Below are 23,424 nucleotides of genomic sequence, written 5' to 3' on the forward strand. Positions count from 1 at the left end.
GCCGGCACCGCAGCCGGCCCCGGCACCGGGGAGCCCGGCATGCGCGTGCCCTTGACCACCCGTGACTTCCTCGACCGGGCGGAGCTGGTCTACGGCGACCGGCTCGGCGTCGTCGACGAGCCGACCCAGCCGGCGGCCTCGCTGGGGGAGCTGACCTACCGCGACGTGGCCCGACGGGCCCGGGCGGTCGCCGCCGGGCTGGACGCACTGGGCATCGGCGAGGGGGAGCGGGTGGCGGTGGTCAGCCACAACTCGGCCCGGCTGCTGGAGCTGCTCTACGCCGTCCCCTCGTTCGGCAGGGTGCTCGTGCCGGTCAACTTCCGGCTGGCGCCCGCGGACTTCGCCTACATCGTCGAGCACTGCGGCGCCCGCGTGCTGCTGGCCGACCCGGAGGTGGAGTCGCAGCTGTCCGGCATCGACGTCCCGCACCGGTTCCTGCTGGGTGAGGAGTACGAGTCCGGGCTCCTCCGGCACGACGCGGAGCCGCGGCCGTGGTCCGCGCCGGACGAGGACGCCACCGCCACGATCAACTACACCAGCGGGACGACGGCGCGGCCCAAGGGCGTGCAGATGACCCACCGCAACCTCTGGGTCAACGCCACCACGTTCGGCCTGCACATGCAGGTCAGCGACCGCGACGTCTACCTGCACACGCTGCCGATGTTCCACTGCAACGGCTGGGGGCTGCCCTACACCGCAGCCGGGGTGGGGGCCACGCAGGTCGCGTTGCGGAAGGTCGACGGCGCTGAGATCCTCCGCCGGGTCGAGCAGCACGGCGTCACGCTGATGGCCGGGGCGCCCGCCGTCTGGAACGCCGTGCTCGACGCGGCCGCCGACTGGGACGGCGAGGTGCCCGGGCGGGACCGGGTGCGGATCGTGGTCGCCGGGGCACCGCCGCCCTCGCGCACGATCGCCCGGGTGGAGGAGGAGCTGGGCTGGGAGTTCAACCAGATCTACGGGCTCACCGAGACCGCGCCGCTGCTGACGATCAACCGGCCCCGCGCCGAGTACGACGAGATGGACGCGCAGACCCGGGCGCGGGCGCTCTCCCGGGCCGGGGTGCCGGCGCTGGGCACCCGGATCAGCACGAGCGAGTCCGGCGAGGTCCTGGCCCAGGGCAACACCGTGCTGGCCGGCTACTGGGAGAACCCGGAGGCCTCCGCCGACGCCCTCGACGGCGGCTGGTTCCACACCGGGGACGGCGGCACCGTCGACGACGCCGGCTTCCTCACCATCTCCGACCGGAAGAAGGACGTGATCATCTCCGGCGGGGAGAACGTCTCCTCCATCGAGGTGGAGGACGCCGTCTTCAGTCACCCCGCCGTCTCAGAGGTCGCGGTGATCGGCGTGCCCGACGACCGGTGGGGGGAGATGGTGACCGCACTGGTCGTGCTGGCCGAGGGCGCCACCGCCTCCGAGGCGGACATCATCGCGCACTGCCGGACGACGCTGGCCGGCTACAAGGCCCCGAAGCGGGTCGAGTTCCGGGACGGCATCCCGCGCACCGCCACCGGCAAGATCCAGAAGTTCAAGCTGCGCGAGTCCTTCTGGGCCGACTCCGAGCGCCAGGTGAACTGAAGGCTCCCTGGACGGGGCGGCCCGGCGCTCACCGTGCGTGCTGATCCACCTCACCCCGACGGGGGAGGTCCCTGCGACGACCCTCAGTCGTTCACCCGATCCGGTCGATGAGCCCGCGAGAGCACACCCGGAGGGGTGTGCCGGGACTGGTCGAGACCGGCGTCGCCGCACAACCTGGCGCCGGGCAACGGAGGAGTCGGGTTCGTGCACGCACAGGTCGGTACGCAGGTCAGCACAGGACGACGAGCAGGTGCCCGCTGGGTGCAGCGTGCGCTCGCCGCAGGCACCGTCGTCGCCGCGTGCCTCGTGGTCGCCCCCGGGACGGCCGTGGCCGCACCGACCGACAGCGACATCTCCGCGGCTCAGCGGGCCCGCGAGGAGGCCGCAGCCCAGGTCGGGGCGATCACCGGTCAGCTGGCCGGCGCCCAGGCCGCGGTCGACGAGGCCCGGATCGGGTCGTTGCTGGCGCTGCAGGACTACGAGCAGCGGCAGGGCGACTACGACGAGGCGCGCGCCGCCGCCGACGCCGCCCAGGCAGCCGCGGGCCAGGCCGCTGCCGAGGTGGCCGTGGGCAAGGGCGAGGTCGCCGCCTTCGCCCGGGACAGCTACAAGCAGGGCAGCACCAACCCCGGTGCGCGGGCGCTGATGACCGCCGGTGGACCGGCAGAGCTGATCGAGCGCGCTGCGCTGCTCGGCGCTGTGGGGGAGCACCGGGTCGACGTCGTCACCGAGCTCACCGTGCTGCAGGAGCAGGCGACCGTCGCCGAGCAGACCGCCCAGCAGGCGGTCGGCGCGGCCGAGACGTTGAAGACCGAGGCGGAGCAGCTGCTGGCGTCCGCGCAGGAGCAGGAGGTGGCCGCCCGCGAGCAGGCCGTCGCGCTCGTCGCGCAGCAGGACGCGCTGGAGGCCGAGCTCGAGCAGGCGCAGCAGACGCTGTACGGCCTGGAGGGTGCGCGCCAGGCGGCCGAGGAGCGGGCGGCGGCCCAGCGGGCCGCGACCCCGGCTCCCGTCCCGGCCCCGGCACCGACGCGCTCGTCGTCCTCCTCGGGCGGCGGCAGCTCGACACCTGCGCCGGCACCCGCGCCGGCTCCGGTGGCGACGCCCGCGCCCGCCCCGGTGGCGGCTCCCAAGCCCGCACCGGCACCGGCGCCGGCCCCGGTGCCGAACAACGCCGGCGCCCCGTCCGGGTCGGCCGTGCAGACCGCCATCGCCGCGGCGAAGACCCAGCAGGGCCTGCCCTACTCCTGGGGGGGTGGCGGCAGCCGCGGCCCCAGCTACGGCATCCCGCCGGACACCCACATCTGGGGCTTCGACTGCTCGGGGCTGACCGAGTACGCCTACGCCCAGGCCGGGATCGCCATCGGTGGCACCAGTCGGGCGCAGTGGGCCCGCTTCAGCGACCGGACGGTGGGCCGCGACGACCTGCAGGCCGGCGACCTGGTGTTCTGGGGGAGCGGCAGCAACTACAACTCGATCTACCACGTGGCCCTGTACCTGGGCGGCAACAAGGTCATCCAGGCGCCGCAGAGCGGTGACGTGGTGCGGATCAGCACCATGTGGTTCGGCAGCGACTACTTCGGCGCCGTGCGCCCCACCGGCTGACACCGCGACATCGGGAAGGGGCCGGCAGGGCGTTGCCGGCCCGCGCAGAAAGGCGTCGGGCAGCCACGGGGGGAGCTGCCCGACGCGAGCGTCAGGCTAGCAGCCCGGCCGGTCTACGGGCAGGGCCGACGACGCCTGTGGACGGGGTGTCGTGGGCTGCCGGACCGTGCAGCCGGCGGTGGTCGCACAGCCAGGTGTAGGACACTCGACGCGTGACCGCCGCAGGCAGCTCGCCCGCCCCCGAACAGCCCACCCCGCCCTCGGTCGACGCCGCGCGCCTGGAGCGTGCGCTCTTCGAGATCAAGCGGGTCATCGTCGGCCAGGACCGGTTGGTCGAGCGGATGCTCGTGGGCCTGCTGGCCCGGGGGCACGTGCTCCTCGAGGGCGTTCCCGGCGTCGCGAAGACCCTCGCCGTGGAGACCCTGGCCACCGTCGTCGGCGGGAAGTTCTCCCGGCTGCAGTTCACCCCCGACCTGGTGCCGGCCGACATCATCGGCACCCGCATCTACAAGTCCGGGCAGGACACCTTCGCCACCGAGCTGGGGCCGGTCTTCGCCAACTTCCTGCTCGCCGACGAGATCAACCGGGCCCCGGCCAAGGTGCAGTCGGCGCTGCTGGAGGTCATGGCCGAGCGGCAGGTCTCCATCGGCGGCGTGACGCACAAGCTCCCCGACCCGTTCCTGGTGCTGGCCACCCAGAACCCGATCGAGAACGAGGGCGTCTACCCGCTCCCGGAGGCCCAGCGCGACCGCTTCCTGCTCAAGGTGCTCGTCGACTACCCGAGCCCGGAGGAGGAGCGCGAGATCATCTACCGGATGGGGTCGACCCCGCCGGAGGCGCAGCCGGTGCTGGGGCCCGAGGACGTGCGCCGGCTGCAGCGCACGGCGTCGGAGGTGTTCGTGCACCACGCGCTGGTCGACTACGTCGTCCGGCTGGTGGTGGCGACCCGGGCGCCGAACGAGCACGGGATGCCCGACGTCGCCAACTGGGTCTCCTACGGCGCGAGCCCGCGCGCCTCGCTGGGCCTGATCGCCTCCAGCCGTGCGCTGGCGCTGATCCGGGGCCGGGACTACGTGCTGCCGCAGGACGTGCTGGACGTGACCGGTGACGTGCTTCGGCACCGGCTGGTGCTCTCCTACGACGCGCTGGCCGACGGCGTGCCGGCCGACCACATCGTCAAGCGGGTGGTGCAGAGCGTGCCGCTGCCGCAGGTCACCCCGCGGCAGCGCGCCGCCGGCTACGGGCCCGGTTCCCCCGGTGGCCCGTCGGTGCCCGGCTTCGGTGGCCCGTCCTTCGGCCCGTCGCAGGGCAGCCCGAACGGCGCTCCCCAAGGTGCGCCGCAGGGCGGCGGTCGTCCGGACGGCGGCTTCGGCCCGCAGTCGGTGTGACCGGCCCGGACGACACCGGCCGGGGGCCGGGCGGCGGTGCCCCGCCGCACTTCGGGCCCGGCAGCAACTCGGCGGTGCTGCTGCGCCGCCTGGAGCTCACCGTCCGCCGCCGGCTGGACGGGCTGTTGCAGGGCGACCACCTGGGCCTGGTGCCGGGCTCGGGCAGCGAGGCCGGTGACTCCCGCGCCTACCACCCCGGGGACGACGTCCGCCGGATGGACTGGCCGGTGACCGCGCGCACCCAGGTGCCACACGTCCGCGAGACGATCGCCGACCGGGAGCTGGAGACCTGGGTGGTCCTGGACCTCTCCGCCAGCCTGGACTTCGGCACCGCCGAGTGCGAGAAGCGGGACCTGGCGATCGCCGGCCTCGCGGCGGTCAGTCACCTCACCGTGCACGGCGGCAACCGGCTGGGCGCCGTCGTCACCACCGGCGAGCGGGTCGACCGGTACCCGGCCACCCCCGGGCGGCTCGCCGCGGACCGGCTGCTGCGGTCCGTCGTCGCCACCCCGCGGGCCGGGGCGGGCCGGCGCGGCGACCTCGCCGCCGCACTGGAGTCGCTGCGCCGCCCGCCGCGGCGGCGCGGGCTGGTCGTCGTCATCTCGGACTTCCTGGGCTCTGATGCGCAGGGCACCGCCGACTGGGAGCGCCCGCTGCGGGGGCTGTCGGCCCGGCACGACCTGCTGGCCATCGAGGTCGTCGACCCGCGGGAACTCGAGCTGGCCGACGTGGGCCTGCTGACCGTCGTCGACCCCGAGACCGGGCAGACGCTGGAGGTGCCCACCGGGAACGCGGAGGTCCGCCGCCGGTTCGCCGAGGGCGCCGCCGCGCAGCGCCGCGAGATCGCCGCCGCCCTGCGCCGGGCCGGTGCCGGGCACCTGAGACTGCAGACCGACCGCGACTGGCTGGCCGACGTCGTCCGCTACGTCGCCGACCGCCGGCGCGCCGGCAGTGGAGGGGCCTCCCGATGACCTTCCAGTCCCCGTGGTGGCTGGCCGGGCTGCTGGCGGTGGTGGCCCTGGTCGGCCTCTACGTGCTGCTGCAGCGGCGCCGCGCCAAGTACGCCGCCCGGTTCACCAACGTGGCCATGCTCGGTTCGCTGGTGCCCAAGCGGGCCGGGTGGCGCCGGCACGTGGCGTTCGGGCTCGTCGCCCTGGGGCTCGCGGTGCTGGTCGCCTCGCTGGCGCAGCCGAGCACCGAGGTCCGGGTGCCGCGGGAACGCGCGACGGTGATCATGGCCGTCGACGTCTCGCTGTCGATGCGCGCGACCGACGTCGAGCCGGACCGTTTCCAGGCCATGCAGCTGGCGGCCGAGGAGTTCGTGGAGGTGCTGCCGGAGCGGATCAACCTGGGGCTGGTCGCCTTCGCCGGGACGGCGGCCACCCTGGTCACCCCGACCACGGACCGGGAGGAGGTGCGCACCGCGATCGAGAACCTCGAACTCGCCGAGGCGACGGCGATCGGGGACGCGATCTTCACCTCGCTCACCGCCATCACCAACTACCAGGCGACGCTGGCCTCGGAGGGGATGGAGGCGCCGCCGGCCCGGATCGTGCTGCTGTCCGACGGGTACAGCACCGTGGGCCGGGAGGCGACCCAGGCGATCGACGCCGCCAACGCCGCCTCGGTGCCGGTCTCCACGATCGCGTTCGGCACCGACTACGGGACGCTGGACATCAACGGCGAGCGGGTGCCGGTGCCGGTCGACCGGGCAACGCTGGAGCAGATCGCCGAGGAGACCGACGGCAGCTACAGCGAGGCGGCCAGCGCCGCGGAGCTGTCGGAGGTCTTCGAGGACCTGGGCAGCCAGATCGGGTACACCACCGAGCCGCAGGACATCAGCCCGTGGTTCGTCCGCGGCGGCGTGCTGTTCGCGTTCCTCGGCGTCGTCGCGTCCCTCCTCTGGACCAACCGCCTGCTCTAGCCGGCTCCCCGCCCAGGCATAGGAAGCTCTTCGCCCACTTCTGGCTCGAGAACTGGGTGGAAAGCCTCCTGTGCCTGGCGCCTCAGCGGGTCGGGTCGAGGACGAGCTTGCCGGTGGTGCGCCGGGCGAGCAGGTCCTGGTGGGCCTCGCGGACGGCGGTCAGCGGGTAGCGGCCACCGGAGACCGGCTTCAGGGTCCCGTCGGCGACCATCGCCAGCAGGTCGGTCATCGCGGCGTCCATCATCTCGGGCCGGGTCATGCAGTGCGCCAGCCAGAAGCCGATGACCGCCCGGCTGGTGCCCATCAGCGCGGGTACGGCGACCGTGGCGGGGGCCTCCCGACCGGCCATGCCGTAGGCGACCAGCCGGCCGAAGGGTGCCAACGCCGACAGCGACCCGTCGAACACGTTGCCGCCGGTCATCTCCAGCACGATGTCGACGCGCTTGCCGCCGTTGGCCTCCCGGAGCGCGGCGGTGAAGGCCTTCGGGTCGTCGGTGGCCAGCGCCGGGTCGACGGTGGCGTCGGCGCCGAGGGACGCGGCCAGCTCCCGCTTCTCCGGGCTGGAGGCGGTGGCGATGACCCGGCCGGCGCCCCAGCGCTTCGCCAGCTGGATCGCCAGGGTGCCCACCCCGCCGGCGCCGGCGATGACGACGACGGACTCGCCCTCGGCCAGGTGGGCGGAGGTGCGCAGCAGGTGCCAGGCGGTGGCGCCCTGCAGGACGACGGCCAGCGCCTGCTCGTCGGTGACGCCGTCGGGCACCGGCCAGGTCAGTCGCGGATGAGCGGCGACCTTCTCCGCGTAGCCGCCGCCGGGCAGCAGGCCCACCACGCGCTGGCCGCCACCGGCCGGGGTGCCGACGAACTCGGCCCCCGGGATCAGCGGGAGCTGCTGCTTGGCGAGGTAGCTGTCCTCGGTCTGGTGTGTATCCGCAAAATTGACCCCGCAGCTCGAGATGTCGAACAGCTGCTCGCCGTCCCCGGGGACGGGGTCGGGCAGGTCGACGACGTCCATGACCTCGGGGCCGCCGAAGCGGGTGATCTGCACAGCACGCATGCGGTGAGGCTATGGCCTTCCCCACGCTGAACGTGACGGGCGGTGTGCTTGCCGCCGCAGTACTGAGTGGGGGCTGCACTCTGGTGGCTGCCTCTCAGCTGGCGCGATACGGCGTCTTATCGCCAGTGGCCAGGCTGATCACATCGTGGTTTGTCGCGTCGGTCCCGAGGCCGGTGAGCGTTCGAAGCACCGGTGGTGCGCCCCGAGGCCAGGAATGCGCGTTGAGCGCTGTGCGCATACGGTGACCGGCACCGTCGGTCTCCTCGGGCAGGTCACCGCGCGCTGTCGGCGACACGGCGGCCCTGGACGGCCCGACATCCAGTTGCCCTCGCGCGCCAGGTCGTCGCACGAGCACTGGGCGGGTCTCCGGACAGGTAGCTGACGACTTGTGGGACGTCCCTCCCGAACGCACGGTGACTGCCCTCCTGCGTTCATCGCCGCACTGCGCCGTGCGCTGGAGCCGGACCGACGTCCGCGCGGATGGCGCACCCCTGAGATTCGATGTCGCCTGTGGTCGTGAGGACGACTCTCGCCGGAGACGAGCAATCGCTGCGGCCGACTTGCCCGCGGTGCGATGCGTGGATCCTCCAGCTGGCAAGAGCGTGCTGATGCTGTCGGCCACAGGTCCCACTGCGCTGGGTCGATGCGGTCACTGGCGCGTCCGGTGAGGGAGGGGGCTTGCCCTGAGCGCCCAGGCGGGTCGCGCCTGGGTGGCGCATCGCGCCAGCTATTTGTGTACCGGAGCGTAAAATGAGGGCATGGGTGGTTCCCCGCGTCCCGTCGGTCGCCCCAGGCAGTTCGACATCGATGACGCGCTCGATGTTGCAGTCCGGCTGTTCTGGGAGCGGGGCTACGAGGGGGCCAGCCTCGCCGACCTGACCGGCGCCATGGGCATCACCAAGCCGAGCTTCTACGCGGCCTTCGGCAGCAAGGAGCAGCTCTTTCGTCGAGCCTTGGACCGCTACACGGAGGGGCCGGCTTCCTATGGTCTGCGGGCGTTGGAGGAGCCGACGGCGCGGCAGGTCGTGGCGGCGTTCTTCGATGGAGCGGTCCGGGCTACAACCCCTCCGGAGGGACCGGCCGGATGTCTGGGTGTCCAGGGCGCACTTGCGTCGAGCAGTGGGGGCCAGGCCGCGCACGACGTGCTCGCCGGCTGGCGCAACGATGCCGGCGACCGCTTGGCGGAGCGCTTTCGGCGAGCTGCCAAGGAGGGGGACCTCCCGTCGGATGCCGACCCGCAGAGCCTGGCGCGTTACGTCATGACGGTGGGTTTCGGCATCGCCGTCCAGGCCGCCAGTGGCGTCAGCCGCAAGGACCTCCAGCTGATCGCCGACGTCGCGCTGCAGAACTGGCGGCCTTGAGGACGGTCGGCTCACCCGGCTGAGAGGCACCAGCTCGACGACGGCGTTGTGCGTGACGTCGCCGTCGAGGTAGCCGGCCAGCGTTGAACCCCCACGAGGTGACTGCGCCCGGGTGCCTCGCCGTCCAAGTTATGTACCGGGCGGAATAGAACCCCATGGGTCGAGGTTCACAGCACGGATGGCCGATCGCAACGCCGCGAGGCGCCTCATCCGTCACTGACCGCTCCACTCACTCCCTCACCGGCATCGGTAGAGGCGATCCACCACTCACTCGCGCAGGAAGAGGACCAAGACATGAAGACAACATCGCTCGGAGGCCTTCAGGTCTCCCGTATCGGCCTCGGGGCCATGGGAATGTCCATCGCCTACGGCGCCGCCGGGCGAGGGGACGCCGAATCGATCCGCACGATCCGCCACGCCCTGGACCGCGGTGTCACACACATCGACACCGCGGAGGTCTACGGCCCGTTCCTCAACGAGGAGCTCGTCGGCCGCGCCATCGCGGGGCGCCGCGACAACGTCGTGGTGGCCACCAAGTTCGGGCTCGTCTCCCACACCGGTCGCTCCGGTCCAGACAGCACGCCCGCCAGCATCCGTATCGCCGTCGACGGTTCCCTGAAGCGTCTGGGCACCGACCACATCGATCTGTACTACCAGCACCGGGTCGATCCGGACACGCCCATCGAGGAGATGGTGGGCGCACTGGCGGACCTGGTCACCGCAGGGAAGGTGCGCCACATCGGCCTGTCCGAGGCCGGCCCGTCGACGATCCGCCGGGCTCACGCTGTCCATCCGGTGACCGCAGTGCAGAGCGAGTACTCGCTGTGGACCCGCGACGTCGAGACCGACGTCCTGCCGGTGCTGCGCGAGCTGGGAATCGGGCTGGTGCCCTACTCCCCGCTGGGGCGCGGATTCCTCACCGGGACGATCCGGTCCCTCGACGGTCTGGACGCCGACGACTGGCGCCGCACCAATCCCCGCTTCGCTGGCGGGAACCTCGAGCGGAACCTGCAGATCGTCGACGAGGTGTCGGCGGTCGCTGCTGAGGTCGGGGCGACGCCCGCCCAGGTGGCTCTCGCGTGGCTGCTGGCCCAGGGCGAGGACATCAGCCCCATCCCCGGCACTGCCCGGATGACCCGGGTCGAAGAGAACGCTGCCGCTGCAGATGTCGAGCTCACCGCTGACCAGGTCGCTCGCCTCGATGCACTCACTCCTGCGTCGGGTGACCGCTACGACGAGGGCAACATGGCCGCCATCGACCGCTGACGGACCCACGAGACGGCGAGGCCGCGCAGTTGCGTCGAGGACGCACGACAGGCGACTGGGCCGGCCTCATCCGTGACGGGAAACCTCTGGCGACCTCGGCAGCCTGAACCGATCGGGCCTGACCAGTGCGACAGTCACGACCCGGTGCGGGTGTGCGCAGCGCAGGAGTGTCCGTGCGGTCGACCGTAGGCATGCGTGGCCGGGTCGTGCCGGTGCACCGATCGACGTTGACGCCATCGCATGGTCCACGACGGTGGCCACTTCGTAGCCCGGCTCGCCTGTACGGCCATGCCCCGTACAGGCGTGGCGCGATGTCACGCAATCGGCACCTCGGGCTGTGACCTGGGAGTGCGTCGGGCAATCAGTCTCATCGCCCAGTTCGACACCCAGGCGTCCCCGTTGTGACGCCGACGTCCCCGAGCGCCAGCTCGACATCCAATCCGATCGAGAAGGAGCAGGTCATGACGACCGGGGACGTACTCGGACGAGCCACCAGGCCCAACGACCTGTCAATGTCCAGCGACGCAACTCGCCGGCCTCTCATCGGCGTGGGCGTCGTAGGACTGAGCGCGACGGGAGGCTGGGGTGCCGGAGCACACCTGCCGGCTCTGTCGACGGTCGGCGGGTTCGAGCTGCGTGGGCTGGTGGGGAGCTCGCCCGCGTCGGCTCGTGCGGCGAGCGCGGTGCACGGGGTGCCCGCATACGCATCGGCCGGAGCACTGGCGGAAGCCGACGACATCGATCTGGTCGTGGTGACGGTGAAGACACCGCAGCACCGCGATCTCGTGCTGCCCGCCCTCGGTGCCGGCAAGGCGGTGTTCTGCGAGTGGCCCTTCGCCGTCGACCTCCGCGAAGCAGAGGACATGGCCGCAGCAGCGCAGGGCATTCCCACTTTCGTGGGCTTGCAGGGACGCTCCTCGCCCACCTTCCGCTGGCTGGCCGACCTCGTGTCGAACGGCTTCGTAGGCGAGGTGCTCTCCGTGACGATCTCCACGGCGGCCACAGAGTGGGGCACACCCGTCTCAGAACGCATGCTCTACACACTCGATCGGCAACTCGGCGCCACGATGATGGCCATCGCCTTCGGCCACGCCATCGACTCCGTGTCGATGGTGGTCGGAGAGCTCCAGGACGTGGTGGCAACGACGGCGATCCGGCACCCGCACGTCCCGCTCATCCACGGTGGACGGGATGTTCCGATGACGGCCGAGGACCAGATCGCGATCTCCGGTACCTTGCCCGGCGGCGCGGTCCTCTCTGCTCATCAGCGGGGCGGGATCGCCTCGGGAGCCGGCTTCTCGATGACCGTCGACGGCTCGGACGGCACTCTCCAGGCCACCGCACCGAACCACCCGCACGTCACGCCGGTCACCGTGCGTGGCGCACGAGGTCATGGTCGCCCAACCGAGATGCCCCTCCCCGACGGCTACGACCAGTACCCCCGGCTGGCCCGGTCGCCGATCCACACTCTGGCGCACGCGTACGGCGGGATCCGCGACCAGCTCCTCGGCGGCGCCGCCGTGGTTCCCGACTTCGACGACGCCGTCATTCGGCACCAGCTCCTGGACGCCATCACACGCTCCGCCGCCAGCGGCCGACGCGTGCACCGCTGAGGTGAGCATCCGCTGACGTGTGCCTGGAGGAGCCGGTCGTTTGGCCAACTCGCACAGTGAGAGCACCGGGCGGTCCCGTCGCACCCTACGGATGGAATCGGTGACCACCGCACCACCGCCTACGGGCACGTCGACCGCCTCTGTGCCTGCTTCCTGAGCCGGCGGCATCTCCTCGAGCCACGCATCCTCGCTTCGGTGATGGCTGAGTTCCGCCGGCCAGTTCCCTCCCGCTCGTCGCCGAGGACCTCGGCGTGACGCTGGGTTCCATTGGTTGGACAGTCACGGTGATCGCGGTCGCGCCAGCCGACCCAGCAGGGGGAACGCGTTGTAGCTCAGCCCCGGCGTTCTGCGCGCTGCAGGTTGCGGATGAGCTTTGCTCGCCTCGGCGACCATGCCGGCGGCCGGCGCGGACCGCGAACCACACCGGTCCAGCACGCACCAGGCGGTTCCGCGTCCGATCAGAACGACGTCGGACAGCCTGGACCATCGTTACGCGAGCCGCATCAGGGACGTCGTCCACCCTGACGACCACCCGCTCCCGGTCCCGACGCCGGACACCGACTGACCAGCCGGTCGCGGGCTTCGCACCGGACCGGCGGGGCGGGAGAGGCGCCGCCGCCTGGCGTCGTTGCTGGAGCCGTTGAACTGACGGAACGGCCGTGGCGTCGGGGCCGGCCCTGGGCTGATGGCGCGACCAGACGACCGCCGACGACGCAGTGGCACCTGCCGTGGGCAACGCCTGCCGAGCTGTGGTCGTCGAGCGCGACCAGGCTGTCGGGCGTGGCCGGCAGCTTCGTCACTGGGATCGCGACGGTATGACCACGAGGCGGTCCAGGTCGGGGTTCGCCAGCGTAGCGACGCCCCAACCTCCCGAAGTGGAAGGGAGTTGCCGCCGAAGCGGGCGGCCCGGCTCAGGCAAGCGTCGGTGTCGACCCCCGAGCACCTGACTTCAGTTGGACGCAACGCGGTGGTGGGTGTCGGCGAAGTTGACGCCGCAGCTGGAGATGTCGAACAGCTGCTCGCCGTCGCCGGAAGTGGGGTCGGGGAGGTCGACGACGTCCATGACCTCGGGGCCGCCGAAGCGGGTGATCTGCACAGCACGCATGTCCCGACCGTAGGTCCTCGGCTGCCGGCCGGCCTCGGTGGTGCGGTCGCGCTCCTGGTCGGCGGCGTCGTCAGGTGTGCTGCGCGACGTCGTGCTCGGTGTCCGAGGTGGGCAGGGCGGCGGAGGCCAGGAGCGCCAGCTTGTCCGCGGCATCCGAACCGGCGTCCGGGTGGTAGACGACCAGCATCAGGTCGTCGGTGCCGTTGACGGCCAGGCGCTCCCGGTTGAGCGTCATCTCCCCGACCTGGGGGTGGTCGAGCCGGATCGGCGCCCCCCACTGCCGGCGTACCTCGTGCCGGGCCCAGAGCTGCCGGAACCGCGGGCTCCCCAGCGTCAGCTCGCCGGTGAGCTCGATGAACCGGGGATCGTCGCCGTCCGTGCCGACGGCCTGCCGGAGGTTCGCGATGAAGCACTCCGTGACCTGCTCCCACTCCCGGTGCAGCGCCTGCTGGGCGGGATCGAGGAAGAGGTCACGCAGCTGGTTGCCCCCGACGGCGAGGCCGGGGGAGAGCGCGGTCGCCATGCGGTTCGCGGCCAGGATGTCGAAGTAGCGGTCCTCGATGAAGGCCGGCTGCACAAGGGAGTCCAGGAGCTTGAGCACCCCCGCCGGCGGGGTCTGCTTGCGCGGCCGACGCTTCCGCTGCCGGGGGACCTCCGCGGCCAGCGTCTGCAGGTGGGCGAAGTGGTCGTCGTCGAGCTGCAGCACGCGGGCGATGGACTCCAGCACCTGCAGTGACGGATGACGGTCGCGGCCCCGTTCCAGCCGGAGGTAGTAGTCGGCGCTGATGCCGGCGAGCATCGCGACCTCCTCCCGCCGCAGCCCCGGCACCCGCCGCACCCCGCCGTCGGGGATGCCCGCCTGCTGGGGCGTCACCAGCTCGCGCCGGGCCCGCAGGAAGGCTCCGAGCGGATTCGCCGACTCGTCCACGCCAGCGACCCTAGGCCGCTGGCAGCGATCAGTGGGGGTCCTGTCAGACCCCAGGCTGCAGAGGGCCCTGGGTGACCCCGTTCCCGGTCCATAGCGTCCACAGCGGCCCCTTCGGGCGGAGCACTTCGAGAGGACGCCATGACCGTCACCCTGATCACCGGCGCCAACAAGGGCATCGGCTTCCAGACCGCCAGACAGCTCATGGAGCTGGGGCACACCGTCTACATCGGCGCCCGGGACGTCGAGCGCGGTGGGAAGGCCGCCGCGGAGATCGGGGCGCGATCCGTCCAGCTGGACGTCACCGACGACGCCTCCGTGGGGAGCGCACTCGCGGCGATCGACGAGGCTGAAGGCCGCCTCGACGTCCTGGTCCACAACGCGGGCGTCCTGGAGACCGGGCTCGACGGCCCGGCGGCGCTGCGTTCCTTCGACGTCAACGCGGTGGGCATCGTGCGCGTCACGGAGGCGGCGCTGCCCCTGCTCCGCCGGTCGTCGAACCCGAACGTCGTCGTCATCTCCAGCAGCGCCGGGTCGTTCTGGGCGGTGACCAACCCGGAGCGGCCGGAGTTCGGTCTGCCGCTCGCGCTGTACTCGGCGTCCAAGGCCGCAGCCACCATGCTCACGGTGCAGTACGCCAAGGCGCACCCGGGCATCAGGTTCAACGCCCTCGAGCCAGGCACCACCGCGACCGACATGACCGCCGCCTTCGGGATCGGGCGACCGGTCGAGGAGAGTGCCCGGGTCGTCGTGCGGCTGGCCACGCTCGACTCGACCGGTCCGACCGGGACCCTCCAGGACGAGGCAGGGGAACTGCCCTGGTGAGCGCCGGCGAAGATCGGGTGCCCGCGCCTGCCTCGCCGGGCGGCGCGGCGAGCCGCGGGCCGCTGTTCGCCAGGTCGGGCGCCTGGGTCGTCCGCCGCGCCCGCGTGGTGCTCGCCCTCGCGGTCGTGGGCCTGCTGATCTCGGCGGCCCTGGCGGTGGGGGCCTTCGGGGCCCTGAAGGACGGCGGGCGGGACGACCCCGCATCGGACTCCAGCCGTGCTCAAGCCCTGCTGGACCAGAACTTCCCCGGCGAGCCGAACATGGTCTTCCTGGTGCGCGCACGGGACGGGGACGTGGACGCTCCCGCCGTGGCGGCCAGCGGCAGCGCTCTCGCCGCGCGGCTCGCTGGTGAGTCCGGCGTCGCCGGTGTCATGTCCTACTGGGACACCGGTGCCCCGAGCCTGCGGTCCACCGACGGCGCCGACGCCCTGATCCTGGTCACGGTGGCGGCCGGGGAGGAGCAGGGCGATCGTGCCGGCGATCTGCTGGAGGAGTACGCGGAGGTCGACGACGAGGTCGCCACCGTCGCCATCGGCGGGTCGTTGGGCACTGACATCGGCAGTCAGGTCGGCAAGGACATCGCTCGGGCCGAGGCGATCGCGGTGCCGGTGACCCTGCTGCTCCTGCTCCTCGCGTTCGGCACCGCGGTGGCGGCTGTCCTGCCGATGGCGATCGGCACCCTGGGCATCGCCGGTGCCTTCGCCGTGCTGTTCGTGTTCACCCGCTTCACCGACGTCAGCGTCTTCGCCATCAACATCACCACCGCCCTGGGGCTGGGGCTGGGCATCGACTACGCCCTGCTCGTGGTCAGCCGCTACCGCGAGGAGCTGGCTCGCGGCGCAAGCGTCTCCGAGGCCGTCGTGCGGACCGTGGCGACCGCCGGGCGCACCATCGCCTTCTCCGCGTTGGCGGTCGCGACGGCGCTGGCAGCCCTGTTGGTGTTCCCGGTCTACTTCCTCCGATCCTTCGCCTACGCGGGGATCGCGGTCACGCTGATCTCGGCCCTGGCGGCCATCGTCGTGCTGCCCGCTCTGCTGGTCGTCCTGGGCCACCGCGTCAACGCCGGCAGGCTCCCGCTCCTCCGGGAGCGCGGTAGCGAGTCACTGGTGTGGGGTCGCATCGCCCGGGCCGTCATGCAACGTCCCCTGGTGACCGGTCTGCCCGTTGTCGCCGTCCTGCTGTTCGCCGCCAGCCCTCTGCTCGGCGTCACCTTCAGCTCGCCGGACGATCGGGTGCTGGCCGCCGACCACCCGGCCCACCAGGTGGGGGATGCGCTGCGGTCCGGCTACGTGTCGAACGCTGCCGGCACGACCGACCTCGTCCTCACCCCGGCTCCCGCACGCGCCGAGCTGGCTGACTTCACCCGGGCCCTCAGCGTCCTGCCCGGCGTGGTCGGCGCCGACAGCAGCGTCGGGAGCTTCGCTGACGGGGAGCCGGCGGAGCCGACCTCGGACCCCGGTGCCCTGGACGGCGGCGGACACGCCTGGATCACCCTCTCCTCCGACCTGGACCCGGCCTCGGCAGACGCGCAGGACCTCGTCCGCCAGGTGCGGGCCCAACCGGCTCCGCCCGGCAGCGAGGTCCTGGTCGGCGGCCGCACGGCCGAGCTGATCGACGCGAAGTCGGCGATCGCGGGGAGCCTGCCGCTGGCGGGCGCGATCATCGCGGTCAGCACGTTCGTGCTGCTGTTCCTGTTCACCGGCAGCATCGTGCAGCCGGTGCGGGCGCTGGTCGGCAACCTGCTGACCCTCGGCGCCACGCTCGGCGTGGCCGTGTGGATCTTCCAGGAAGGGCACCTGTCCGGGCTGCTCGGGTTCACTCCCACGCCGACCGACACGGCCATGCCCGTGCTGGTGTTCTGCATCGCCTTCGGGCTCTCGATGGACTACGAGGTCTTCCTGATGAGCCGGATCAAGGAACTGCACGACGCGGGGGCGAGCACCGCTGAATCGGTCACGGTCGGGCTGGCCCGCAGCGGCCGGCTCGTGTCCACCGCGGCGGGGCTCATCGCCGTCAGCTTCTTCGCCTTCGCCGTCAGCGAGGTCAGCTTCATCCAGCTGTTCGGCATCGCGGCCGGGCTGGCGATCTTGCTGGACGCCACCCTCGTGCGGGGCGTGCTCGTTCCTGCCTCCTTCCGCCTGCTGGGGCGATCCGCCTGGTACGCCCCGGCTTTGCTGCGCCGCTTCCACCACCGGTTCGGCCTCAGCGACGCCTGAGGCCGCGAAGCTCCTCGGCGTCGCTGAGGAGCGCACTCTGCCACGACGCAAGGAGCTCCGACCATGACGACCATCGGCATCCTCGGCGCTGGGCAGGCGGGGAGCACCCTCGCCCGAGCGTCGATCGCGGCCGGCTACGACATCGTGATCGCGAACTCGCGAGGACCGGAGTCGCTGGCAGGTCTGATCAGCGAGCTGGGCCCACGGGCTCGCGCTGCGCACGCAGCGGAGGCCGCGGCGGTGGCCGACTTGGCGGTCGTTGCGTTCCCGTACACGCCCACCGCCCGGCTACCGGTCGAGGAGCTCCGGGGCAAGGTCGTGATCGACAACAACAACTACATGGTCTGGCGCGACGGGCACATCCCCGAGGTCGACCTCGGCCGGAAGACGATCCATGAGCTGCGTCAGGAGCAGCTGCCCGCGTCGAAGCTCGTGAAGGCCTTCTCACACGTCCACTTCCACGAACGCCACCCGATCCGCGTCCCGGGCGACAGGATGCCTGCCCTGCTCCGGCTGGCCAGGCCGCCCGGCGCACCCGACCGGAAGGCGTTGGTCGTCTCGAGCGACTTGCCGGACGCCGTCGAGCTCGTCACCCGCCTGTACGACGACCTCGGATTCGACGCGGTCGACAACAGCCCACTCAGCGACTCATGGCGCAGCGCCCCGGGAACGCCGATGTGGCGCCATCACGTCGACGGACAGAGCCGCGAGGAGCTCGTCCACAACCTGCGGCGCGCAGACCGGATCACAGGCTGATGTCGAGTCCTGTTCCGAGGGTCGATGGCGGTCGGCCGGTCGTCCTACAGCGGCACTGTCGCCACGCATCGCCGGTGCGTTGAGCCGGGCCGACCCCGTCGACTCGAGCACGTCAGCGACCCGGGGCCGCAGTCGGCGATCAGCGGGGCCCCGTCGCACCCCAGGCCGACCAGGGCTCTGGGTGGGTCGGTCCCCGGTTCACAGCCTCCAGAACGGCCCCCTTCGGGGCCGAGCACCTCGAGAGGGACAACATGACCGTCACCCTGATCACCGGGGCCCGCACCACCGCGACCGACATCACCGCGGCGTTCGGCATCGGACGCCCGGCCGAAATGAGTGCCCGGGTCGTCGTGCGGCTGGCCACCCTCGACGCGACCGGCCCCACCGGAACGCTCCAGGACGAGGCCGGGGAACTGCCGTGGTGAGCACCTGTGAACACCAGGAGCGTCCCGCAGCCGGCCCGCGCGCAGCGACGGGCGGGACCGGCGCGACGGCGGAGCGCTCGTCCTGGGCCGGCGTCGTCTCGCTGAGCCTCGGGATCCTCGCGATCGTCATGTCGGAGTTCCTGCCGGCGAGTCTGCTGCCGCGCATGGCCGAGGACCTTCACGTGTCGGCCGGTGCGGCGGGACAGGCCGTCAGCGTCACCGCGTTCGCCGCCGCACTGTCGGCGCTTTTCATCTCGGTGGTCCTGCCGCGTGCCGACCGGCGCCGCGTCATGATCGGGCTGACGCTTCTCGCCGCGATCTCGAACCTGGTCGTTGCCTTCGCGCCGAACCTCGTCGTGCTGCTGTCCGCGCGGCTCCTGCTGGGCGTCGCCCTCGGCGGGTTCTGGGCGCTGGCCACCTCGATGGCCGCGCACCTCGTGCACCCCGATCACGTCGGGCGCGCCCTGACCGTCATCAACTCCGGCGTGGCGGCCGCAACCGTCGCAGCCGTCCCGCTCGGCGCCTGGCTGGGTGGGGTCTGGGGCTGGCGGGGCGTGTTCGTGCTCGGCGCCGGTGTAGCCGTGGTCGCGCTGGCCGTGCAGGCGGCGACGCTGCCGAGCGTCGCCCCCACCTCGGCGAGCGGACTCCGGGCGCTCGGCTCGGTCCTGCGCTCCGGCGTGGTCCTGTTCGGCCTGCTCGCGGTCCTGCTGGTCTTCGGCGGTCACTTCAGCGGGTTCACCTACATCCGGCCCGCCGTGGAGAGCATGTCCGGGATCGACGCCGGCGGCCTGGCGCTGTTGCTCCTCGTGTTCGGGCTCGCCGCCTTCCTCGGCACGGCGCTGAGCGGCCCCGTGGCCGACCGTGCGCCGCAGGTCGGCCTGCTCCTGTTCCCCGCTGTGCTCGGAGTCGGGATGCTCGTGATGCTCGGAACCGGCGGTTCGATCGTCGGCCTGTTCACCGCCGCCATGCTGTGGGGCTTCGGGTTCGGGGGTGTGCCGACAACGGTGCTGAGCTGGGGCGCCAGGACCGAGCCGACGCGGCTGGAGCAGATCGGTGGGCTCATCGTGACGGTCTGCAACGTCGCCATTGCGATCGGCGCGGTCGTCGGCGGGGTGCTCGTCGACGGCATCTCGGCAGGCACCCCGCTGTTGGTCGGCGGGGCCGCGTCGATCGCGGGTGCCGCAGTGCTGGTGACCCTGCGCCGCCAAGGCTGACGTCCCGCTCGATCTCCTGGACCTCGGGTCAGTTGGCTGCCAGCCGGTGGTGGGTGTCGGCGAAGTTGATGCCGGCTGCGGAGACGTCGTGCAGGGTCTGGCCCGCACCCGCACCCGCCTTCGTCTCGGGGACGTCGACGACGTCGAACAGCATTCCGGCCAGTCCCGCCGGTCGCCGGCGACGCCGGCCGCCGGGTGCTCGGCCGCGGCGTGGTGGTGAGCCGCCGGACCCAGAGGTGGACGTGGTCGTGCCACGGCGTGTCTCCGGACCGCTCGAGCCAGGGGGTGACCGCGCGCAGGACTGCTGCGGCCCGGTGGACGACGGCGAGCTCGTCGTCGCGGGCGGACAGGGGGCGCCCGCAGCCCCACCGCTGGTGGCGGGCTTCCCATCGCTCGCGCGGGCGGCTGCGGGGCCGCCGGTCAGCCGCCCGCGAGCCGCTGCAGCCGGGTGGTCAGCGCGGTCCGCCGGTCGGCGTTCCCGTGCAGTTCCACGTACCGCTGCCCGAAGCCGGCCAGCAGCATGTCGTCCAGCCGACGCACGGCACCCGGGGGATAGCGGTAGTCCATCCGGGCCGGGATGCCGCTGTCGTCGGCGCCGCGCAGCACCTCGCCCAGCTCCACCAGGCTGGTCACGCCCAGTTCCAGCAGCAGGCCTGAGATCCAGGTGTAGTGGTCCGGGCGCGACCAGCCGGCGTCGGCGTACTGCCCGGCCAGGAACGCAGCCAACTCGCGGGGCGCGATTCGAGGGTCGTCGGGGTCGGTGTCGTCGGCCTCGTCGACGGGAACGGGTGCCCGAAGGCGCTCGCGGATCGCGGTGAACTCCTGGTCGGCCAGCTCCAGCAACCCGGCGGCCAGGGTGAACCGGCGGTCGAACTCGGAGGCGTGCTCGGCCGGCACCGTGCCCTTGTAGCGGATGTCGTGCTCAAACTCAGCCCAAGCGTGCTGCAGCACCGTGCGCACCTGCACCTGCACCACGCGCCCGACCAGCTCCGGCAGCTCGGGCGCCCGGCCCGGGTCCACGCCGATCAGCAGGTGCCGGCTGGAGTAACCGAACCGGCCCTGCTGCGCGGTCCGCCGACCCATGTCGCGGTCGTCGATCACCCGCACCTGCGCAGCCAGCAGCTCGGCCACCGCCTCCACGTCGCTCTGCACGTAGGTGATCACCCGCACGCCGATCTGGTCGGTGATCTCCCGCGCCGGGTCCGGGTAGGCAGGCACGCCGTCGACCGTGCGGGCCGCCTTCTCCGCGAACGAGGCGACGGTCTTCGTCCGCCCGGTCACCGACAGGTAGTTGATCCCGGCGTCGTCGAGCACCCCGGTGATGAGCGCGAGCGCCTGCGCCCCGGCGACCAGGGTCTCGGGCCGGCCGTCGGCGTACGCCTGGATGGCCTGCTGCACCGGGTCGGCCGCGGGTGCGGCGACCCGGGGGCCGGGTCGCAGGTCCGGCGGCAGGGTCGGGGTCACGATGGCGCCGCCGGCCGCGTCGCCGTAGGTGGTCACCTCGTCCGGGCGCCGGACGGCGATCCATCCCACGTAGGCACACACCACGGCGTCGACCTGGTCCTCCGCCACCCGCAGCTCGCTCTTGCGGGTGGCGGCCTGCACCTGCTGGCGCAGCCCGGCGAACGGTGCACCGAGGTCGAGCTCGACCACCGCGCCCAGCAGGTCGATGAGCAGCAGCAGCTCCGCACGCATCTGCTCGAGCACCCGGCCCGGCTTGTTCTTGTACTTCAGCGTGCGGCCCAGCCGGAACAGCGCCACCGTCGCCGCGTGCGGGTAGACCTCGATCGCCCGGCGGTTGCGGCCCGAGCGGGGGTCGAGGTCCAGCCGCAGGCGCCGGCCGATCCGCCCGCCGCGGGTGTCACCATCGGTGAACTCGGGTTTGCCGGTGTTCGTCGGGTGCGCCCCGGCCTGGAACCTCGCGAAGTCGGCGTTGAGCGCCCGCTCGGCGGCCCGGTTGCCGGTGGCGTTGGTGACCACCAGCGGGGCGTCGATCGCCACGATGCACGGGCCGGCGGTGAACGGGGCCAGCGCGGTCTCGATCTGCTCGTCGGTGCGCACCGCGCTGACGTGCACCAGCCGGCCGGCGTCGTCCAGCACGGCGAGGCCGGTGGGTTGCTTGAGGCCCCAGGCGAGGTCGATCCCGATGTGCTGCACGAGGTCAGCCTGCCCTGCCCCACAACTCGTCGGGGCTTGTCCCGCGGGATGTGCCAGGCGAGTGCGTGTGATGGTCCGCCCGAGGTCGCTCGGATGGGCGCCGTTCCACTGGCCGGCCCGTTCTTCGGTGGCCGAAGGCGAGGACACGAACGAGCTGCGCGAAACCGTCACGACACCGACTCCCCGCAGGCGTTGGTCTCCCAGACGCCCGTCCGTGGGCCGTCACCTGCGTACGCATCCGCGGCGGGCACCTGTCTCGGCTCCCACCGACGGCATCGGCGCGGCGCGAAGTCCGCCAACCGTGGGCGCATTCCACGAGGTTTCGGGCAAGGGCGTCCCCCGCAGTGCGGGTCGGGGTCCCACAAGCGGACGTCATCGCCGTGGCGATGACGTCCGCGCCGGCGCCCGTGGCTGGCTGGACGGCCCAGCCGCCGACCGCCGTGGCCGCCCGTTGACCACCACGCGCTGCCCGGTGGTCAGCCGGTCGTGGTCGACGAGCTCCTGCCGGGCGTGGTCAGGCCGAGGATCGCGAGGGCGCCGATGACCGCATCGCCGACCTGCACGTCGTTGCAGCGACGCGGATGCGCACCTGCCCCGTGCCGCCCTGGGTGCTCGGAACAGCCGGCCATGCGGTCGCCGCCCGCTGCCCCCGTGGCGCCGGATCATGTCTCCGGAAGCGACAGGGGCCGCGCCCGCCGGTGGCGGATGCGCGCGGGCTGCTTCGCGCATGCGGGGTGGCTCAGGTCAGTTGCGAGACAGCCGGTGGTGGGCGTCGGCGAAGTTGACGCCGCTGGAGCTGATGTCGAAGAGCTGCTCGCCGTCCCCAGGGGTGGGGTCGGGCAGGTCGACGACGTCCATGACCTCGGGGCCGCCGAAGCGGGTGATCTGCACAGCACGCATGCTCCTCAACCTACGGGCGGCGAGTTGTCGCCCGTACGGGCTCCGGTCCAGGCCGGCGTCGGCCTGCATGTGGGGGTGCGCCATGACGGCGATCAGTCGGTTCGAACGTGGCGTCAGCGCGGCCGGGTGGAACAGTTCGCGATTGCGCGTCAGCTCCGGTGAGAAGTGTTGGGGCGGGCGCGGGAGGGGGCTGAGGCCGAGAACCACCGAAACCAAGCACCCCGGTTCCCCGCCGGATTGGCGAGCGGCACCAATCGCGGGCTTCTGCGGTCCCTGAGCAGGGCGTTTCGATCCACGACTGCGTGACACCGCTGCCACCTACCGAGTGCGGCAGGCAACAGCTGCGGATCTGCCGGCGGTCCTGAACGTGCTCGCGCAGAATCAGGCCGAGGCGCCGGAACAACTCCCTCTGGTGCGTGAGCCGAGTCACCGCCCGCGTGCGACCTTGGCCCGTATGACGGGGACGCCCCACGTCACCGTCCAGCTGGTGCACTTCGAGCACGACGACGATCCCGGGGGCCACGAGGACCCAGTGGGCACGGCAGCCACGGTGCTCATGCCCCATCTCACGTACGGCAGCCGGCCCTCGGCGTTCATCGAGGCTGTTGTCGTCGCCTACGCTCACCGCCGGCGAGGCGTGGCTCGGCTGCTCGTCCAGCGCGCCTTGGATGACGCACGCAAGGCTTCCTGCCGGAAGGTCCAACTGCTCTCTCACGAGCGCCGTGTTGACGACGGTGCGCATCAGCTCGACCGATCTTGGGGCTTCGCCGCAGAGTCAGGAGGCTTCCGCCTCCACCTCGCCCGCTGCCTGGTTCGAGCGGCGCGGTCAGCGCGGTCTGGGTCTGCAGCTGACATCGCGTGGGCCCAACCGCTGGATCCACGGCGTGACGACCCGGCGGCCACTGCCGCCCGGCGAGCGCTGGCCTGCCCGGCGATGGCCGCAGGGACCGTTCAGCAGGCGGCAGGACAGCGGCCAACGTCGATACCGGCTGATCATCACGGCTGCCGTCCGCGAGACGTGGCCGGGCGGCCATCGCCTCTGGCCTGGTGATCGGCCTGTCTGGTCTCCGCTGATCTGCCGGCGGTCGCCTATGGTTCCCCGTTGTGACTGTGCC

General features: G+C 72.3%; 20 protein-coding genes. 14 read left to right on the forward strand and 6 right to left on the reverse strand.

Going from position 1 to position 23,424, the window contains the following annotated elements; all coding sequences use genetic code 11:
• Positions 1 to 39: 39 nt before the first annotated feature.
• The 5 genes from O2W20_RS22065 to O2W20_RS22085 all read left to right on the forward strand — a co-directional run bounded on the left by O2W20_RS22065 (position 40) and on the right by O2W20_RS22085 (position 6,492).
• On the forward strand, positions 40 to 1,578 hold the full coding sequence (locus O2W20_RS22065; protein ID WP_269173779.1) for an AMP-binding protein: 1,539 nt from the start codon (positions 40 to 42) through the stop codon (positions 1,576 to 1,578).
• A 261-nt stretch (positions 1,579 to 1,839) separates the two neighbouring features.
• The gene (locus tag O2W20_RS22070; RefSeq protein ID WP_269173778.1) at positions 1,840 to 3,180 is read left to right on the forward strand and encodes a C40 family peptidase; all 1,341 of its coding nucleotides are present in this window, start codon (positions 1,840 to 1,842) and stop codon (positions 3,178 to 3,180) included.
• Positions 3,181 to 3,392: 212 nt separating this feature from the next.
• Positions 3,393 to 4,568, forward strand: coding sequence for an AAA family ATPase (locus O2W20_RS22075; protein WP_269173777.1), 1,176 nt, complete (start codon positions 3,393 to 3,395; stop codon positions 4,566 to 4,568).
• The gene (locus O2W20_RS22080) at positions 4,565 to 5,539 is read left to right on the forward strand and encodes a DUF58 domain-containing protein (protein ID WP_269173776.1); all 975 of its coding nucleotides are present in this window, start codon (positions 4,565 to 4,567) and stop codon (positions 5,537 to 5,539) included. Before O2W20_RS22075 ends, O2W20_RS22080 begins: the two co-directional genes overlap by 4 nt.
• Positions 5,536 to 6,492, forward strand: coding sequence for a VWA domain-containing protein (locus tag O2W20_RS22085; protein WP_269173775.1), 957 nt, complete (start codon positions 5,536 to 5,538; stop codon positions 6,490 to 6,492). The genes O2W20_RS22080 and O2W20_RS22085 overlap by 4 nt, the downstream gene beginning before the upstream one ends.
• Positions 6,493 to 6,574: 82 nt before the next feature.
• Here O2W20_RS22085 and O2W20_RS22090 read toward each other — a convergent pair whose 3' ends face one another.
• Positions 6,575 to 7,546, reverse strand: coding sequence for a quinone oxidoreductase family protein (locus O2W20_RS22090; RefSeq protein ID WP_269173774.1), 972 nt, complete (start codon positions 7,544 to 7,546; stop codon positions 6,575 to 6,577).
• Positions 7,547 to 8,304: 758 nt separating this feature from the next.
• On the opposite strand from O2W20_RS22090, the gene O2W20_RS22095 reads away from it, so the two are divergent.
• The 3 genes from O2W20_RS22095 to O2W20_RS22105 all read left to right on the forward strand — a co-directional run bounded on the left by O2W20_RS22095 (position 8,305) and on the right by O2W20_RS22105 (position 11,786).
• A complete protein-coding gene (locus O2W20_RS22095; protein WP_269173773.1) occupies positions 8,305 to 8,907 on the forward strand; it encodes a TetR/AcrR family transcriptional regulator in 603 nt (200 codons plus the stop codon).
• A gap of 294 nt (positions 8,908 to 9,201) precedes the next feature.
• Positions 9,202 to 10,173: an aldo/keto reductase gene (locus O2W20_RS22100; protein ID WP_269173772.1), complete on the forward strand. Its 972-nt coding sequence runs from the start codon at positions 9,202 to 9,204 to the stop codon at positions 10,171 to 10,173.
• A 512-nt stretch (positions 10,174 to 10,685) separates the two neighbouring features.
• On the forward strand, positions 10,686 to 11,786 hold the full coding sequence (locus O2W20_RS22105; RefSeq protein ID WP_269173882.1) for a Gfo/Idh/MocA family protein: 1,101 nt from the start codon (positions 10,686 to 10,688) through the stop codon (positions 11,784 to 11,786).
• Between the two features lie 949 nt (positions 11,787 to 12,735).
• On the opposite strand, the gene O2W20_RS22110 is transcribed toward O2W20_RS22105, so the two are convergent.
• Entirely contained in the window at positions 12,736 to 12,891 is a 156-nt protein-coding gene (locus O2W20_RS22110; protein WP_269173771.1) for a Zn-dependent oxidoreductase, read from the reverse strand.
• 70 nt (positions 12,892 to 12,961) lie between these two features.
• The gene (locus tag O2W20_RS22115) at positions 12,962 to 13,819 is read right to left on the reverse strand and encodes a helix-turn-helix domain-containing protein (RefSeq protein ID WP_269173770.1); all 858 of its coding nucleotides are present in this window, start codon (positions 13,817 to 13,819) and stop codon (positions 12,962 to 12,964) included.
• Positions 13,820 to 13,957: 138 nt separating this feature from the next.
• On the opposite strand from O2W20_RS22115, the gene O2W20_RS22120 reads away from it, so the two are divergent.
• The 5 genes from O2W20_RS22120 (at position 13,958) to O2W20_RS22140 (ending at position 19,252) form a co-directional block, all read left to right on the forward strand.
• On the forward strand, positions 13,958 to 14,641 hold the full coding sequence (locus tag O2W20_RS22120) for an SDR family NAD(P)-dependent oxidoreductase (RefSeq protein ID WP_269173769.1): 684 nt from the start codon (positions 13,958 to 13,960) through the stop codon (positions 14,639 to 14,641).
• Positions 14,642 to 14,658: 17 nt separating this feature from the next.
• Entirely contained in the window at positions 14,659 to 16,857 is a 2,199-nt protein-coding gene (locus tag O2W20_RS22125) for an MMPL family transporter (RefSeq protein ID WP_269173768.1), read from the forward strand.
• Between the two features lie 63 nt (positions 16,858 to 16,920).
• Positions 16,921 to 17,613: an NADPH-dependent F420 reductase gene (locus O2W20_RS22130; protein ID WP_269173767.1), complete on the forward strand. Its 693-nt coding sequence runs from the start codon at positions 16,921 to 16,923 to the stop codon at positions 17,611 to 17,613.
• 251 nt (positions 17,614 to 17,864) lie between these two features.
• Positions 17,865 to 18,038: a hypothetical protein gene (locus O2W20_RS22135; RefSeq protein WP_269173766.1), complete on the forward strand. Its 174-nt coding sequence runs from the start codon at positions 17,865 to 17,867 to the stop codon at positions 18,036 to 18,038.
• Positions 18,035 to 19,252, forward strand: a complete 1,218-nt coding sequence (locus tag O2W20_RS22140) for an MFS transporter (protein ID WP_269173765.1) — start codon at positions 18,035 to 18,037, stop codon at positions 19,250 to 19,252. The genes O2W20_RS22135 and O2W20_RS22140 overlap by 4 nt, the downstream gene beginning before the upstream one ends.
• A 28-nt stretch (positions 19,253 to 19,280) precedes the next feature.
• Here O2W20_RS22140 and O2W20_RS22145 read toward each other — a convergent pair whose 3' ends face one another.
• The 3 genes from O2W20_RS22145 to O2W20_RS22155 all read right to left on the reverse strand — a co-directional run bounded on the left by O2W20_RS22145 (position 19,281) and on the right by O2W20_RS22155 (position 22,309).
• Positions 19,281 to 19,406, reverse strand: coding sequence for a Zn-dependent oxidoreductase (locus O2W20_RS22145; protein ID WP_269173764.1), 126 nt, complete (start codon positions 19,404 to 19,406; stop codon positions 19,281 to 19,283).
• A 266-nt stretch (positions 19,407 to 19,672) separates the two neighbouring features.
• Positions 19,673 to 21,409, reverse strand: coding sequence for a DUF429 domain-containing protein (locus tag O2W20_RS22150; RefSeq protein ID WP_269173763.1), 1,737 nt, complete (start codon positions 21,407 to 21,409; stop codon positions 19,673 to 19,675).
• A 744-nt stretch (positions 21,410 to 22,153) separates the two neighbouring features.
• Positions 22,154 to 22,309 carry a Zn-dependent oxidoreductase gene (locus tag O2W20_RS22155; RefSeq protein WP_269173762.1) on the reverse strand — a complete coding sequence of 52 codons (156 nt, stop codon included), beginning with the start codon at positions 22,307 to 22,309 and terminating at the stop codon, positions 22,154 to 22,156.
• Between the two features lie 454 nt (positions 22,310 to 22,763).
• Between O2W20_RS22155 and O2W20_RS22845 the strand changes: the two genes are divergently transcribed.
• Entirely contained in the window at positions 22,764 to 23,360 is a 597-nt protein-coding gene (locus O2W20_RS22845; RefSeq protein ID WP_442928958.1) for a GNAT family N-acetyltransferase, read from the forward strand.
• Positions 23,361 to 23,424 lie beyond the last annotated feature (64 nt).

Source organism: Modestobacter sp. VKM Ac-2982, from assembly GCF_026967935.1.
Taxonomy (GTDB): domain Bacteria; phylum Actinomycetota; class Actinomycetes; order Mycobacteriales; family Geodermatophilaceae; genus Modestobacter.

Excerpts from the sequence above, each read along its gene's own strand:
- O2W20_RS22065 (WP_269173779.1), top strand. The coding sequence starts at position 40 with ATGCGCGTGCCCTTGACCACCCGTGACTTCCTCGACCGGGCGGAGCTG.
- O2W20_RS22085 (WP_269173775.1), top strand. The coding sequence starts at position 5,536 with ATGACCTTCCAGTCCCCGTGGTGGCTGGCCGGGCTGCTGGCGGTGGTG.
- O2W20_RS22130 (WP_269173767.1), top strand. The coding sequence starts at position 16,921 with ATGACGACCATCGGCATCCTCGGCGCTGGGCAGGCGGGGAGCACCCTC.
- O2W20_RS22095 (WP_269173773.1), top strand. The coding sequence starts at position 8,305 with ATGGGTGGTTCCCCGCGTCCCGTCGGTCGCCCCAGGCAGTTCGACATC.
- O2W20_RS22120 (WP_269173769.1), top strand. The coding sequence starts at position 13,958 with ATGACCGTCACCCTGATCACCGGCGCCAACAAGGGCATCGGCTTCCAG.
- O2W20_RS22845 (WP_442928958.1), top strand. The coding sequence starts at position 22,764 with ATGACGGGGACGCCCCACGTCACCGTCCAGCTGGTGCACTTCGAGCAC.
- O2W20_RS22155 (WP_269173762.1), bottom strand. The coding sequence starts at position 22,309 with ATGCGTGCTGTGCAGATCACCCGCTTCGGCGGCCCCGAGGTCATGGAC.
- O2W20_RS22105 (WP_269173882.1), top strand. The coding sequence starts at position 10,686 with ATGTCCAGCGACGCAACTCGCCGGCCTCTCATCGGCGTGGGCGTCGTA.
- O2W20_RS22100 (WP_269173772.1), top strand. The coding sequence starts at position 9,202 with ATGAAGACAACATCGCTCGGAGGCCTTCAGGTCTCCCGTATCGGCCTC.
- O2W20_RS22090 (WP_269173774.1), bottom strand. The coding sequence starts at position 7,546 with ATGCGTGCTGTGCAGATCACCCGCTTCGGCGGCCCCGAGGTCATGGAC.
- O2W20_RS22145 (WP_269173764.1), bottom strand. The coding sequence starts at position 19,406 with ATGCTGTTCGACGTCGTCGACGTCCCCGAGACGAAGGCGGGTGCGGGT.
- O2W20_RS22110 (WP_269173771.1), bottom strand. The coding sequence starts at position 12,891 with ATGCGTGCTGTGCAGATCACCCGCTTCGGCGGCCCCGAGGTCATGGAC.
- O2W20_RS22135 (WP_269173766.1), top strand. The coding sequence starts at position 17,865 with ATGACCGTCACCCTGATCACCGGGGCCCGCACCACCGCGACCGACATC.